Raw genomic sequence first — 14,240 nt, 5'->3', positions numbered from 1 at the left:
TCCCCTGCACGGTCCCCTACCTCCCCCCCCCCCCCCCCCCCCCCCCCCCCCCCCCCCCCCCCCCCCCCCCCCCCCCCCCCCCCCCCCCCCCCCCCCCCGGGCCACGTCTGCCGAACGATCCGAGGGATCAGCCCTTGCGGGACTTGACCTCTTCGGTCAGCTGCGGGACGACCTCGAAGAGGTCGCCGACCACGCCGTAGTCGACCAGGTCGAAGATCGGGGCCTCGGCGTCCTTGTTGATGGCCACGATGGTCTTCGAGGTCTGCATGCCCGCGCGGTGCTGGATCGCGCCGGAGATGCCCGCCGCGATGTACAGCTGCGGCGAGACCGACTTGCCGGTCTGGCCGACCTGGTTGGTGTGCGGGTACCAGCCGGCGTCGACGGCGGCACGCGAGGCGCCGACGGCGGCACCGAGCGAGTCGGCGAGCTCCTCGATGATCGAGAAGTTCTCGGCGCCGTTGACGCCGCGGCCGCCGGAGACCACGATCGCGGCCTCGGTCAGCTCGGGGCGGCCGGTCGACTCGCGCGGGGTGCGGGAGACGACCTTGGTGCCGGTGGCCTTCTCGGAGAAGGAGACGGACAGGGCCTCGACGGCGCCCGCGGCCGGGGCGGCCTCCACGGCGGCCGAGTTCGGCTTGACCGTGATGACCGGGGTGCCCTTGGAGACACGGGACTTGGTGGTGAAGGAGGCGGCGAACGCGGACTGCGTGGCCACCGGGCCCTCGTCGCCGGCCTCGAGGTCGACGGCGTCGGTGATGATGCCGGAGCCGATGCGGACCGCGAGGCGGGCCGCGACCTCCTTGCCCTCGGCGGAGGACGGGACGAGCACGGCGGCGGGCGATACGGCCTCGTACGCCGCCTGCAGCGCGTCCACCTTCGGCACGACGAGGTAGTCGGCGAACTCGGGCGCGTCGGCGGTCAGGACCTTGACCGCGCCGTGCTCGGCGAGCGTGGCGGCGGTGGCCTCGGCACCGGAGCCGAGGGCGACGGCGACGGGCTCGCCGATGCGGCGGGCGAGGGTCAGCAGCTCCAGCGTGGGCTTGCGGACGGCGCCGTCCACGTGGTCGACGTAGACGAGAACTTCAGCCATGGGACTTCAATCTCCTGCGATGCGAAGAGTCTGGGGGCGGGTGAGTGGCTCGCGCGAGCCCTAGATGAACTTCTGGCTCGCGAGGAACTCGGCCAGCTGCTTGCCGCCCTCGCCCTCGTCCTTGACGACCGTGCCGGCCGTGCGGGCCGGACGCTCCGCCGCCGAGTCGACCTTGGTCCAGGAGCCCTCGAGGCCGACCTCGTCGGAGTCGAGCTCCAGGTCCTCCAGGTCCAGGGACTCCACCGGCTTCTTCTTGGCGGCCATGATGCCCTTGAAGGACGGGTAGCGGGCCTCGCCCGACTGGTCCGTCACGGACACGACGGCCGGCAGCGCCGCCTCCAGCTGCTCGGACGCGGTGTCGCCGTCACGGCGGCCCTTGACGGTGCCGTCCTCGACCGAGACCTCGGAGAGCAGGGTGACCTGCGGGACGCCCAGGCGCTCGGCGAGGATCGCCGGCAGGACACCCATGGTGCCGTCGGTCGACGCCATGCCGCAGATGACCAGGTCGTAGCCGGTCTTCTCGATGGCCTTGGCGAGCACCAGCGAGGTGGCCATGACGTCCGAGCCGTGGATGTCGTCGTCCTCGACGTGGACGGCCTTGTCGGCGCCCATGGACAGCGCCTTGCGCAGCGCGTCCTTGGCGTCCTCGGGGCCGACCGTGAGCACGGTGATCTCCGCGTCGTCCGCCTCGTCGGCGATCTGCAGCGCCTGCTCGACCGCGTACTCGTCCAGCTCCGACAGCAGGCCGTCGACGTCGTCGCGGTCGACGGTCAGGTCATCGGCGAAGTGCCGGTCGCCGGTGGCGTCGGGCACGTACTTCACACAGACAACGATCCTCAAGCTCACGCCGGCTCTCCTACACATCGTCATAACTGGGCTGCCTTGTTGCACGCAGCATAGGCGCCTGATGGGACGGTTTCCGCTCGGGGCGGCGGCCGCCCCGGACGAAATATTACTCGTCAGTACACCCAGTGCTTTCCCAGTAAGCAAGCGCTTTGAACTGTGACCTTGCCAACGCTGAGTAACCGGGGTGTACGTCCAGGATCCCTCAGGGGGTTTCTTGCCGGTCAGGCCGGCCTGACCGGCAAGGCACCCCCTAGTCCCGTAGGCCGCTGAACCGCCCCTGGTGGTACAGCAGCGGCCGCCCGGCGCCGTCCGGGTCACCGGCCACCGCCTGGGCCACGACGATGCGGTGGTCGCCCGCGGGGACGCGGGCCACGACGCGGCACACCAGCCAGGCCAGTACGCCGTCCAGCAGGGGTACGCCCTCGGGGCCGGGGTACCAGCGGGTCGGCGGGGCGAAGCGGTCGGCGCCGCTCCGCGCGAAGGTGGCGGCCAGCTCGCTCTGGTGCTCGCCGAGTATGTGCACGCCGATGTGCTCGGCCTCCGCCAGCACCGGCCAGCTGGAGGACGAGGTGCCCACGCCGAACGAGACCAGCGGGGGCTCGGCGGCGACGGAGGTGAGGGAGGTCGCGGTGAAGCCGACGGGCCGCTCGCCGTCGGCCGTGGTGCCGTGCGCCGTGATGACGGCGACACCCGCGGCGTGCCGCCGGAAGACGGAGCGGAGGAGGTCGGGGGTGGCGTGCTGCTGCCGGAAGGGAACGTCGAGTTCGGACGGGGCCGTCATGGGACGCCAGCCTTTCGATGCGCGGCGGGTGCGGTCAAGGGAGACTCCGCGAAGGAGGTGCGAGATGCGTCACGGCCGGTCACACGGCGTGCCCGAGGGCCGCGATGACGTCGGCCCTGCGCGGCTGGCCGGCCGCCCTGCGGACGATCCGGCCCGCCCGGTCCAGCACCAGCACGGTGGGGGTCCTGGCGATGCCCAGGGCGCGGACGAGCCCGAGGTGCTCCTCGGCGTCGATCTCGACGTGGGCCACGCCCTCGACCATGTCCGCCACGTCGGCGAGGATCCGCCGGGTGGCGCGGCACGGCTGGCAGAAGGCGCTGGAGAACTGCACGAGCGTGGCCCTCTCCCCGAGGGCCTGCCCCAGCTGCCCGGGCCCCAGCACGCCGCCCGCGTCCGCCACGTCCTCCACACCCTCCACGTCCTTCGTCACCGCTCCCTCACCTCGTCCGACGCCGCCGTCCCGTGCAGCGCCGGCGGGGCCCCGGCTGATTCCCGCAGCCCCTGTGAGCGGCCACGACGTGACGAGAATCTCCTCTCCCGACGGCGCCAGGACTGGCCTGCGGGGCGGACATGCGGCACGATCTGCCCCATGCCGGATACCTACGGCTGCGTAACTTCCGCCGGGAGAACCTCCCCAGGCATCGACGAAGAAGGGTCTTCTCCTGTGGCAGAACTCGTCTATCGGCCGGTCATCGGCGCCGCTCTCACGATGTTCAAGGCGCTCGACCTGAAGATCGACACTCAGGGTTCGGAGAACATCCCGCGCAGTGGCGGGGCCGTGCTGGTCAGCAACCACATCAGCTACCTGGACTTCATCTTCTCGGGCCTCGCGGCGCTGCCGCAGAAGCGCCTGGTGCGCTTCATGGCCAAGGACGCGGTGTTCCGGCACAAGATCTCCGGGCCGCTGATGCGCGGCATGAAGCACATCCCGGTCGACCGCGAGCAGGGCGAGGCCGCCTACCACCACGCGCTCGAGTCGCTGCGCGCCGGCGAGATCATCGGGGTGTTCCCCGAGGCGACCATCTCGCAGTCCTTCACGCTCAAGAGCTTCAAGTCGGGCGCGGCGCGCCTGGCCCAGGAGGCGGGTGTGCCGCTGATCCCGATGGCGCTGTGGGGCACCCAGCGGCTGTGGACCAAGGGCCGGCCGCGCAACTTCAAGCGCAGCCACATCCCGGTGACGATCCGGGTCGGCGAGCCGGTGGAGGCGCCCACCGACCAGTACGCGGGCGCGATCACGCGGCGGCTGCGCGAGCGGGTGCAGGAGCTGCTGGAGGCGGCGCAGCGCGCGTACCCGGTGCGGCCGAGGGACGCGAGCGACACCTGGTGGGTCCCGGCCCACCTCGGCGGTACGGCTCCGACGCCGGCCGAGGTGCGCGAGGCCAGCTGAACCGCGGCGGCAGCGCGCCGGGCCGGCCGGCGCCGCGGCGCTCAGAGTTCCGTCGGGAGCGTCTTCCACAGGTACTCACGGTCGCGGGCGGCCCGCAGGGCGCTCAGGACGACCGGGTGCGGTGCCGCGTACAGCACCGGGTAGTCGATCTCGCCGAGCTCCGGGCGTACGGGGAAGGCCAGCTGTTCGCGGTCCAGGCTGAACTGGGCGTCGACCCCCGGCTTGTTGCCCCGGGCGTCCTGGCGGGCCCAGGCGCCCCGGCCCGGCAGCCGGACGGCCACCAGGCCGTGCAGCACCGGATCGGTGCCGTCGTCTTCGGTGAGCCGCTGGTAGCACAAGGCGGTGGGGATGGAGCGGGCGCGCAGCAGCGCGGCGAGCGCGTGGGACTTGGCGTAGCAGATGCCGACGCGCAGTTCGAGCACGTCGGAGGCGCGCCACGGGACGCGCGGGTCGTCGACGTCGGCGGAGTGGTCGATGGTGTCACGGACGTATGCGAAGGCGGCTTTGGCGTATGAATATGCGTCGACGTGCTCTACGGTGAGTCGCGCCGCGATACCCCGTACCAGCGAGTGCTCGTGGTCGATTGCCTCATCGGCCGCGAGGTACGCGGAGAGTTCCGGGGTGTGCTGAATCAGCTCCATACCCCCAAACCTAAGGAAGCGGTCGGCCGGAAGTCAATGAATTTCCGGCCGACCGCATATTCATGCACTGTATCGAAGGCGCCTGGGAAGCGCCTCAGCGTGCCATCTCCTCCTTCAGTGCCAGGACGAAGGTGTCGATGTCGTCCTCGGTCGTGTCGAAGGAGCACATCCAGCGGACGTCGCCCGCCGACTCGTCCCAGAAGTAGAAGCGGAAGCGCTCCTGGAGCCGTCGGGTGACCTCGTGCGGCAGACGCGCGAAGACCGCGTTGGCCTGCACCGGGTACAGGATCTCGACGCCGTCCACCGCGCGCACGCCCTCCGCGAGGCGCTGAGCCATCGCGTTGGCGTGCCGGGCGTTGCGCAGCCACAGATCCTTGGCGAGCAGCGCCTCGAACTGCACCGACAGGAACCGCATCTTGGAGGCCAGCTGCATCGACATCTTGCGCAGGTGCTTCATGTGGCGGGCCGCGTCCGGGTTGAGGACGACCACCGCCTCGCCCATGAGCATGCCGTTCTTGGTGCCGCCGAAGGTCAGGACGTCCACGCCGACCGCGTTGGTGAACGCCCGCATGGGGACGTCCAGCGAGGCGGCCGCGTTGGATATCCGGGCGCCGTCGAGGTGGACCTTCATGCCGAGGCCGTGGGCGTGCTCGACGATCGCGCGGATCTCGTCGACCGTGTAGACGGTGCCGAGCTCGGTGTTCTGGGTGATCGAGACGGCCTGCGGCATGGCGCGGTGCTCGTCCTCCCAGCCGAACGCCTGCCGGTCGATGAGCTCCGGGGTCAGCTTGCCGTCCGGGGTCGGGACGGTCAGCAGCTTCAGCCCGGCCATGCGCTCCGGCGCCCCGCCCTCGTCCACGTTGATGTGCGCGGACTCGGCGCAGATGACCGCGCCCCAGCGGTCGGTGAGCGCCTGGAGGGCCGTGACGTTGGCCCCGGTGCCGTTGAAGACGGGGTACGTCTCGGCGGTCGGGCCGAAGTGGCTGTGCATGATCCGCTGGAGGTGCTCGGTGTAGACGTCCTCCCCGTACGAGACCTGGTGGCCTTCGTTGGCGAGGGCGAGCGCCGCGAGGACCTCCGGGTGGGCGCCGGCGTAGTTGTCGCTGGCGAAGCCGCGTACGGTCGGGTCGTGGCGCCGCCGGGCGTCGGTCCTGACGGCGGCGGGGGTCACGGCTTGGGGGTCAGCCACAGGCGCTGTCCATTCACTTCCTGGGCGGGCTTCTCCCAGACGCCGGCGATGGCGTCGGCCAGGTCCTTGGCGTCCGTGAAGCCCGCGAACTTCGCATTCGGGCGCTCGGCGCGCATGGCGTCGTGCACCAGTGCCTTGATCACCAGGATGGCAGCCGCCGCCTTGGGCCCCGCCTCGCCCCCCGCCTTGCGGAAGGCGTCGCCGAGGGCGAGCGTCCACGCCTCGGCCGCCGCCTTGGCGGCGCCGTACGCGGCGTTGCCCGCGGTCGGCTTGGTCGCTCCGGCGGCGCTGACCAGGAGGTAGCGGCCGCGGTCGCTGCGCAGCAGCCCGTCGTGGAAGGCGAGCGAGGTGTGCTGGACGGTGCGGATCAGCAGCTTCTCCAGCAGCTCCCAGTCGGCGAGGTTGGTCTCCGGGAAGGAGGCGCTGCCGCGCCAGCCGCCGACGAGGTGGACCAGGCCGTCGATGCGGCCGAACTCCTTCTCGGTCTTGTCGGCCCACTCGCGCGTGGCGTTCAGGTCGAGGAGGTCGACGATGTCGCCGGTGACGGTGGCTCCGCCGTGCATGTACCGGGCGGCGTCGACCGCCTCGGCGAGGCGCTCCGGGTCGTAGTCGGCGCCGACGACCGTCGCGCCCGCCGCCGCCAGCCGCAGCAGGGTGGCGCGGCCGGCCGGGCCCGCCGCTCCGGCCACCGCGATGACCGCGCCTTCGAGCGCTCCGTTGCCGTTCCCGTTGCCGTTGCCGTTGCCGTTCATGGGCGTCGCCTCCTCCTGCGTACGAGAGCTCACGCGGCGACCTGCTCTGCGCTCTGCGCGGTGATCCCCTTGGTGGAGGCGATCACGCTCTTGAGCTTCTTGGCGAGGGCCTCATAGAACATGCTGAGCGGAAACTCGTCCGGAAGCACGTCGTCCACCAGTTTCCGCGGCGGCAGGCTCAGGTCGAGGGCGTCGGGGCCCTTGGCCCAGCGGGAGCCCGGGTGCGGGGCGAGGTAGGTGGAGACGAGGTCGTACGCCGCGAACCAGTGAACGAGCTTGGGGCGGTCGATGCCGTCGCGGTAGAGCTTCTCGATCTCCGCGCACAGCTCGTTGGTGACCTGCGGGGCCCGCTCCCAGTCGATCTTCAGGGTGTTGTCGGTCCAGCGCAGCACATCGTGCTTGTGGAGGTACGCGAAGAGCAGCTGACCGCCGAGGCCGTCGTAGTTGCGGTTGCGGTCACCGGAGACCGGGAAGCGGAACATCCGGTCGAACAGCACGGCGTACTGCACGTCGCGGCCGTGCGCGTTGCCCTCGGCGTCCAGCTTCACGGCCTCCTTGAAGGCGGTGAGGTCGCAGCGCAGCTCCTCCAGGCCGTACATCCAGAACGGCTGGCGCTGCTTGATCATGAAGGGGTCGAACGGCAGGTCGCCGTGGCTGTGGGTGCGGTCGTGGACCATGTCCCAGAGCACGAACGCCTTCTCGCACCGCTCCTGGTCGCCCAGCATCTCGCGGATGTCGTGGGGCAGGTCGATGCCGAGGATGTCCACGGCCGCCTCGGTGACGCGGCGGAAGCGGGCGGCCTCGCGGTCGCAGAAGATGCCGCCCCAGCTGAAGCGCTCGGGGGCCTCGCGGACGGCGATGGTCTCCGGGAAGAGGACGGCCGAGTGCGTGTCGTACCCGGAGGTGAAGTCCTCGAAGGTGATGCCGCAGAAGAGCGGGTTGTCGTAGCGGGTGGCCTCCAGCTCGGCGAGCCACTCCGGCCAGACCATGCGCAGCACGACGGCTTCGAGGTTGCGGTCCGGGTTGCCGTTCTGCGTGTACATCGGGAACACCACGAGGTGCTGCAGGCCGTCGACGCGCTGGGCGGCGGGCTGGAACGCGAGCAGCGAGTCCAGGAAGTCGGGCACGGCGTAGCCGCTCGCGGCCCACTTGCGCAGGTCGGCGACGGCGGCGCGGTGGTACGCGGCGTCGTGCGGCAGCAGCGGCGACAGCTGCTCCACGGCGGTGGCGACGCGGTCGAGCGCGGCGTCGACCGTGGCACGGGCGGGGGCGCCCTCGGCGTCGAGGTCTATGGAGCCGTCCGCGGACTGCCAGGTGCGGATCTCTTCCACGGCATTCTTGAGCTCGGGCCAGGCCGGGTGGTCGATCACCCTGGCGTCGGCCGAAACAGCCGCGCCGACAGCGTCCTGCACAAGAATTTCCGTCATCACTCTTCCTCCACGGGAGAACCTCGCGTTAAGGCACCGTATCCATGGGCGGTTCTCCGCCACAAGGGGCTCAAGAATAAATTATCCTGCCGACCCCCCGTGGTCGCCGCTGTTTTTCCTGCCTGAGGGGGCTTGGGCGGCGGCATCACGCGCCGGACGGCGGTACGTCCCCAGGCATGGTTCCGGCCACGACCGCCTCCACCCGTGCGTGGCGGCCGGAACGGCACGCCCACGTACGAGTGAGGGCGGGTGCGCCGGGGGCGCACGGGAGGGGAAGCGGCCTACTCCATTCCGCCCCCGCGCGACCGGTTCCGCATCAGGAGGGCGCCGTTAGGCTGCTGCGACCGTGCCGCGTGGTCCTGGACTCGGAGCCGGACCGCGCTCCCGGCCCCTCGAAGGAAGCGAGAAGACCTTGAGTTTCCTCACCATCGGTCATCGCGGAGTCATGGGTGTCGAACCGGAGAACACCCTCCGCTCCTTCCGCCGCGCCGAGCGCGTCGGCATGGACGCCATCGAGCTGGACCTCCATCTGAGCAAGGACGGGGCGCTCGTCGTCATGCACGACGCCGACGTCGGCCGGACGACCGACGGCACCGGCCCCATCGCCGACAAGACCCTCGACGAGCTGCGGGCCCTCGACGCGGGCCTGGGCGAGCGGATCCCCGTCTTCGAGGAGGTCCTGGACGCGGTGGACGCGCCGCTCCAGGCGGAGATCAAGGACGTGGCGGCGGCCCGCGCGCTCGCCGAGGTGATGCACCGGCGCGACCTGACGGGCCGGGTCGAGGTGTCGTCCTTCCACGACGAGGCGGTCGCCGAGATCGCCCGGCTGGTGCCCGGCGTACGGACCGTGCTCATCGCCAGCCGCTGGGAGGCGGACATCGCGGACCGGGCGCACGCCGTGGGCGCCGCCACGCTGGCGCTGAACATCCGGCGGCTGACCCTGGAGACCACCGAGCGGGCGCGGGAGGCGGGGCTGCGGATCATCGGCTGGGTGGTCAACACGCAGCAGCACCTGCGGCTGGCGCGGGCGCTGGAGCTGGACGGGGTGACCACCGACCACCCGGAGATCCGCCGCACGAGCCGCTTCACCGCCTGAGCGCCCACCGCGTCCGCACAGACCGCCTGGTCCCGTTCGTCACAGGTGTAACCGAAATGCGCTCGGGAACCCGCGAGGTGTCCCAGCCACCCCAGGACACCGGAACGGACGGAACGGACACATATGAGCAGCGGCTTCATGGGCCCGGAAGGCTTCGGCCCCGACGCCTTCAGCGAGTTCCTGGCCCGTTTCTTCGGCGGCGGAACGTCATCGTCCGGATCGGGCCGGTCCGGGCCCCGGTACATCGACATCGGCCGGCTCATGAGCGAGCCGGCCCGCCGGATGGTCGGCGACGCCGCCTCGTACGCGGCCGAGCACGGCAGTCCGGACCTGGAGACCGAGCACCTGCTGCGGGCCGCGCTGACCACCGAGCCGACCCGCGACCTGATCGCCCGCGCGGGCGCCGACCCCGACGCGATGGTCGCGGAGATCGACCGGACGGCCGGTGAGGGACCGCCGCAGTCGCGGATCGCCGTCACCCCGGCGGTCAAGCGCGCGCTGCTCGACGCCCACGACCTGGCCCGGCACACCGGCGCCTCCTACATTGGCCCCGAGCACGTGCTGGCGGCGCTCGCCGCCAACCCCGACTCGGCCGCGGGCCGCATCCTGACGCAGGCGCGGTTCGACCCCGGGTCCGTGCCGGGCGCGTCCGGCGCCCCGCGCGTACCGCCCGGCGGCTGGTCGGACTCCGGCGTGGACCACCGGCCGCTGCCGCAGCGCAGCACCCCGAACCTCGACAAGTACGGCCGCGACCTCACCGACATGGCCAAGCAGGGCCGGATCGACCCGGTCATCGGCCGCGAGCTGGAGATCGAGCAGACGGTCGAGGTGCTCTCCCGGCGCGGCAAGAACAACCCCGTCCTGATCGGGGACGCGGGCGTCGGCAAGACGGCCATCGTCGAGGGGCTGGCGCAGCGCATCGTCGAGGGGGACGTACCGCACACCCTGCGCGACCGCCGGGTGGTGGCGCTGGACCTGTCGGGCGTCGTGGCCGGGACCCGCTACCGCGGCGACTTCGAGGAGCGGATGAACGCGATCATCGACGAGATCCGCTCCCACACGGACGACCTCGTCGTCTTCATCGACGAGCTGCACACGGTCGTCGGCGCGGGCGGCGGCAGCGGCGGTTCGGAGAGCGGCTCCATGGACGCGGGCAACATGCTCAAGCCCGCCCTCGCCCGCGGCGAGCTGCACGTCATCGGCGCCACGACGATGGAGGAGTACCGCCGCTACATCGAGAAGGACGCGGCGCTCGCCCGGCGCTTCCAGCCCATCCTGGTCCCGGAGCCGAGCCCCGAGGACGCGCTGGAGATCCTGCGCGGGCTCCAGGACCGGTACGAGGCCCACCACCAGGTCCGGTACGCGCCGGAGGCACTGCTCGCGGCCGTCGAGCTGTCCGACCGGTACATCACCGAGCGGTTCCTGCCGGACAAGGCGATCGACCTCATCGACCAGGCGGGCGCCCGCGTGCGGCTGCGCGCCAACTCGGGCGACGCGGACATCCGGGTCCTGGAGCGCCAGCGCGAGCAGCTGCTGCGGGACAAGGACCAGGCGGTGGCGGCGGAGCAGTACGAGAAGGCCACCGAGCTGCGCGACCGGGTCCAGGACATCGAGGAACGGATCAAGGCGGGGCGCGGCGAACCGGCGGCGGGCGACGGCCGGGTCCTGGAGGTCACCGCCGAGGACGTCGCCGAGGTGGTCAGCCGGCAGACCGGCATCCCGGTCAGCAGCCTGACCCAGGAGGAGAAGGAACGGCTCCTCGGCCTGGAGGACCATCTGCGCAAGCGGGTCATCGGCCAGGACGAGGCGGTCACCGCCGTCTCGCAGGCGGTCCTGCGCTCCCGGGCGGGCCTCGCCGACCCGAGCCGCCCGATCGGCAGCTTCCTCTTCCTGGGCCCGACCGGCGTGGGCAAGACCGAGCTCGCGCGGGCGCTGGCGGACGCGCTGTTCGGCAGCGAGGACCGGATGGTGCGCCTGGACATGAGCGAGTTCCAGGAGCGCCACACGGTCAGCCGCCTGGTCGGCGCGCCCCCCGGGTACATCGGGCACGAGGAGGCCGGTCAGCTGACGGAGGCGGTGCGCCGCCACCCGTACTCGCTGCTGCTGCTGGACGAGGTGGAGAAGGCCCACCCGGACGTCTTCAACATCCTGCTCCAGGTGCTGGACGACGGGCGGCTGACCGACTCGCAGGGCCGCACCGTCGACTTCAAGAACACGGTCATCGTGATGACCAGCAACCTCGGCTCGGAGGCCATCGGCACCGGGCGCGGCCAGCTGGGCTTCGGCGCGACGGACACCGAGGCGGAGGACGAGGCGATGCGCGAGCGGGCCCTGCGGCCGCTGCGTGAGCACTTCCGCCCCGAGTTCCTCAACCGCATCGACGAGATCGTCATCTTCCGGCGGCTCGACGAGGACCAGCTGCGGCGGATCACCGACCTGCTGCTGGAGGAGACGCGGCGCCGGCTGCGCGCCCAGGACGTCACGCTGGAGTTCGAGCCGGAGGCGGTCGACTGGATCGCCCGCCGCGGCCACCAGCCCGAGTACGGCGCCCGCCCGCTGCGCCGCACGATCCAGCGCGAGGTGGACAACGAGCTGTCCCGGCTGCTGCTGGACGGCCGCCTCCCGGCGGGCGCACGGGTACGGGTCGGCGTGGACGACGGGCGGCTGACGTTCCGCACGGAGGAGCCGGCCGAGCCGGGCCCGTCCTAGGGGGTGTCCGCAGGCGCCGGGGTGAGCTCCTTGACCAGCAGTTCGAACTCCAGGTCGTCGCGCTGGGGCACGCCGAAGCGCTGGTCGTCGTACGGGAAGGGGCTCGTCTTCCCCGTACGGCGGTAGCCGCGCCGCTCGTACCAGGCGATCAGCTCCTCGCGGATCGAGATCACCGTCATGTGCATCTCGCGCGCGCCCCACTCGGCGACGGCCAGGCGCTCCGCCTCGGCGAGGATCCGCCGGCCGAGGCCGCCGCCCTGGAGGCCGGGGCGGACGGCGAACATGCCGAAGTACGCGGCGTCGCCTCGGTGTTCGAGCTGGCAGCAGGCGACGATCGCGCCGTCGCGCTCGAAGGCCAGCAGGCGGGAGCCGGGCGCGCTGATGATCTGGCGTACGCCCTCGGGGTCGGTCCGCTGGCCCTGGAGGTAGTCGGCCTCGGTGGTCCAGCCCGCGCGGCTGCTGTCACCGCGATAGGCCGACTGCACCAGCTCGACGAGCGCGGGGACGTCGGCCTCGACGGCGTCGCGGTAGGTCAGCTCCGGGGCGTCCTGCGGCGGTGCGGTGTCCATGACCCTCCTCGGTACGGGTGTTCCGCGTGCGAGGGTAACCCGGTCGGGTGACGCGCCTCGCGCGCTCCCCTCGTACGACTCTGCGCCCGTATGCGCCTGCGGCGGGGCGGGCAGCCTCTCCCGAGCCGTCTCGTCGAACGGGGAGGTACGCCGTGCACGGACCCGCGATGTCCGGCTGGCTGCTGGTGGCGCTGTGCGCGGTGACCGGCGCGTACTGCCTGGCGCGGATGAGGCGCTGCACCGGTGCCGAGCGTACGGCGGCGGCGGGCGAGGCGCTGATGGGCTTCGGGATGGCCGCGATGGCGGTGCCCTTCTCCGCGCCGGGGGCCTGGGCCGTGTACGCCGTGGTGTTCGGGGCCGCCGCGCTGCACGCGCTGTGGTGGGCGGCCCGGCGCGGGACCGGTCACCTGCACCACCTCGTCGGGTCGCTGGCCATGGTGTACATGGCGGTGGCGATGTCCGGCGGAGGCGGCGGGGCGCACGCGGGGCACGGCGTCGCGGGCGGCTCCGGGGTGCCGCTGCTGACGGGCGTGCTGCTGGCGTACTACGCCGTCTATGTGCTGCGGGCCGGGAACCGGCTGGTCCCGGTGACCGTTCCGGGAGCAGGGGCGGTGCCGCTCGGGGTGGCCGGAAGGGGGGAACCGGCGGGGACTGCGCCCGGAATGGTGCTCGCCTGCCGGGTGTCCATGGGACTGGCGATGCTGGCGATGCTGCTGTCGCTCTGACGCCTCTGCGAAACCGTGGCGTGCGTCACTTGGCGCGCGAGACCGTACCGAGGGGTAGGGCGCGCTCTTAAGGTGAGGCCCATGGTGGTCTCCCTCGCGCTGCTCACACTCGGCGTTCTGACCGCATGCGCGTCCCCGCGGCTGCTGGCCCGGGCCGACTGGGCGGAGCGCGAGCCGGTGGTGGCGCTGTGGGTGTGGCAGTGCGTGGTGGCCTCGGTGCTGGTGAGCTTCGCGCTGTCGATGACCTTCAGTGCGGCGGCCGCCTGGCACGCGGTGCGCGGGCACGTCTTCGCGCCCGCGCCGCGGGGCGTGATGGAGGCGTACGCCCTGGCCGAGCACGGCCCGTGGTCCGCCGTGCTCGCGGTGCTGCTGGCCTGCGGCGGGCTGTGGAGCGCGGCCATGCTCACCCGCGAGATACGCCGCGCCCGGGCGCGGAGCCGCCGCCGTCGCGCCGAACTCCTCGTACGGGCGCCGCTGTTGCCCGGCGAGAAGGGGTACGAGGACCCCCTGGTGCCGCTGGAGGGCAGCCGGCCGGACGCCTGGTGGCTGCCGGGGGCCGAGCCGCGGCTCGTCGTCACCACGGCCGCCCTGCGCCGCCTGAAGGGGCGTCAACTGGACGCGGTGCTCGCCCATGAGCAGGGCCATGCGCGCGCCCGGCACGACTGGCTGCTGCACTGCTCGGCGGCCCTGGCGACGGGCTTCCCCCAGGTGCCGGTGTTCGCGGCGTTCCGCGACGAGATGCACCGGTTGGTGGAGCTGGCGGCCGACGACGTGGCGTCGCGGCGGTACGGGCGGCTCACGATCGCGCTGGCGCTGGTGGAACTGAACGAGCACCGGGGCGTGTTCGGCCCGGGCCCCGCCCCGGACGCCCAGCTGCCGCAGCGGGTGAACCGCCTGCTGGCGGCCACCCCGCGCCTCACGGCCGCCCGCCGCCTGCGTCTGACGGCAGCCGCCACGCTGGTCCCGGCGGTGCCGGTGCTGGTGGCGTTCGTCCCGGCGCTGCGGGCGCTGGGGTAAGCGGTCCTGTT

At 72.2% G+C, this 14,240-nt stretch carries 14 protein-coding genes; 5 read left to right on the top strand and 9 right to left on the bottom strand.

The genetic code is table 11. The annotated features are described in order from the left end of the window. Positions 1-127: 127 nt before the first annotated feature. The 4 genes from ACZ42X_RS20385 to ACZ42X_RS20370 all read right to left on the bottom strand — a co-directional run bounded on the left by ACZ42X_RS20385 (position 128) and on the right by ACZ42X_RS20370 (position 3,147). Complete coding sequence (locus ACZ42X_RS20385) at positions 128-1,090, bottom strand: electron transfer flavoprotein subunit alpha/FixB family protein (RefSeq protein WP_468291745.1); 963 nt, start codon at positions 1,088-1,090, stop codon at positions 128-130. Between the two features lie 60 nt (positions 1,091-1,150). Beyond that, entirely contained in the window at positions 1,151-1,936 is a 786-nt protein-coding gene (locus ACZ42X_RS20380; RefSeq protein WP_361420131.1) for an electron transfer flavoprotein subunit beta/FixA family protein, read from the bottom strand. Positions 1,937-2,186: 250 nt separating this feature from the next. Beyond that, positions 2,187-2,717 (bottom strand): flavin reductase family protein, encoded by a 531-nt coding sequence (locus ACZ42X_RS20375; RefSeq protein ID WP_468291741.1) that lies wholly within the window; start codon positions 2,715-2,717, stop codon positions 2,187-2,189. 79 nt (positions 2,718-2,796) lie between these two features. After that, on the bottom strand, positions 2,797-3,147 hold the full coding sequence (locus ACZ42X_RS20370; RefSeq protein ID WP_468291738.1) for a TlpA family protein disulfide reductase: 351 nt from the start codon (positions 3,145-3,147) through the stop codon (positions 2,797-2,799). Positions 3,148-3,381: 234 nt separating this feature from the next. Here ACZ42X_RS20370 and ACZ42X_RS20365 point away from each other — a divergent pair, with 234 nt between their 5' ends. After that, positions 3,382-4,104 carry a lysophospholipid acyltransferase family protein gene (locus ACZ42X_RS20365; RefSeq protein WP_468291736.1) on the top strand — a complete coding sequence of 241 codons (723 nt, stop codon included), beginning with the start codon at positions 3,382-3,384 and terminating at the stop codon, positions 4,102-4,104. A 41-nt stretch (positions 4,105-4,145) separates the two neighbouring features. Here the strand turns inward: ACZ42X_RS20365 and ACZ42X_RS20360 are convergent, their stop codons facing one another. The 4 genes from ACZ42X_RS20360 to ACZ42X_RS20345 form a co-directional block, all read right to left on the bottom strand. Next, the gene (locus tag ACZ42X_RS20360) at positions 4,146-4,745 is read right to left on the bottom strand and encodes a transglutaminase-like domain-containing protein (protein ID WP_468291733.1); all 600 of its coding nucleotides are present in this window, start codon (positions 4,743-4,745) and stop codon (positions 4,146-4,148) included. A gap of 94 nt (positions 4,746-4,839) precedes the next feature. After that, positions 4,840-5,934 (bottom strand): threonine aldolase family protein, encoded by a 1,095-nt coding sequence (locus ACZ42X_RS20355; RefSeq protein WP_468291730.1) that lies wholly within the window; start codon positions 5,932-5,934, stop codon positions 4,840-4,842. Next, positions 5,913-6,686 (bottom strand): SDR family NAD(P)-dependent oxidoreductase, encoded by a 774-nt coding sequence (locus ACZ42X_RS20350; RefSeq protein ID WP_468292418.1) that lies wholly within the window; start codon positions 6,684-6,686, stop codon positions 5,913-5,915. The genes ACZ42X_RS20355 and ACZ42X_RS20350 overlap by 22 nt, the downstream gene beginning before the upstream one ends. 29 nt (positions 6,687-6,715) lie before the next feature. After that, the gene (locus ACZ42X_RS20345) at positions 6,716-8,113 is read right to left on the bottom strand and encodes a DUF6421 family protein (protein ID WP_468291727.1); all 1,398 of its coding nucleotides are present in this window, start codon (positions 8,111-8,113) and stop codon (positions 6,716-6,718) included. 412 nt (positions 8,114-8,525) lie between these two features. Between ACZ42X_RS20345 and ACZ42X_RS20340 the strand changes: the two genes are divergently transcribed. Together ACZ42X_RS20340 and ACZ42X_RS20335 are read left to right on the top strand one after the other, a co-directional pair. Continuing rightward, entirely contained in the window at positions 8,526-9,209 is a 684-nt protein-coding gene (locus ACZ42X_RS20340) for a glycerophosphodiester phosphodiesterase (RefSeq protein WP_468291724.1), read from the top strand. Between the two features lie 123 nt (positions 9,210-9,332). Next, positions 9,333-11,918 (top strand): ATP-dependent Clp protease ATP-binding subunit, encoded by a 2,586-nt coding sequence (locus ACZ42X_RS20335; RefSeq protein ID WP_468291721.1) that lies wholly within the window; start codon positions 9,333-9,335, stop codon positions 11,916-11,918. Here the strand turns inward: ACZ42X_RS20335 and ACZ42X_RS20330 are convergent. Continuing rightward, positions 11,915-12,487: a GNAT family N-acetyltransferase gene (locus tag ACZ42X_RS20330; RefSeq protein WP_468291718.1), complete on the bottom strand. Its 573-nt coding sequence runs from the start codon at positions 12,485-12,487 to the stop codon at positions 11,915-11,917. The genes ACZ42X_RS20335 and ACZ42X_RS20330 overlap by 4 nt on opposite strands. A 152-nt stretch (positions 12,488-12,639) precedes the next feature. Here ACZ42X_RS20330 and ACZ42X_RS20325 point away from each other — a divergent pair, with 152 nt between their 5' ends. Next, the gene (locus ACZ42X_RS20325) at positions 12,640-13,212 is read left to right on the top strand and encodes a DUF5134 domain-containing protein (protein WP_468291715.1); all 573 of its coding nucleotides are present in this window, start codon (positions 12,640-12,642) and stop codon (positions 13,210-13,212) included. Positions 13,213-13,293: 81 nt separating this feature from the next. After that, the gene (locus ACZ42X_RS20320; protein WP_468291712.1) at positions 13,294-14,229 is read left to right on the top strand and encodes a M56 family metallopeptidase; all 936 of its coding nucleotides are present in this window, start codon (positions 13,294-13,296) and stop codon (positions 14,227-14,229) included. The last annotated feature ends 11 nt before the right edge of the window (positions 14,230-14,240 follow it).

Source organism: Streptomyces sp. NPDC030862, from assembly GCF_055571835.1.
Note: the sequence above shows the minus strand (reverse complement) of the source record. Positions and strands in the feature narration are given on the sequence as shown.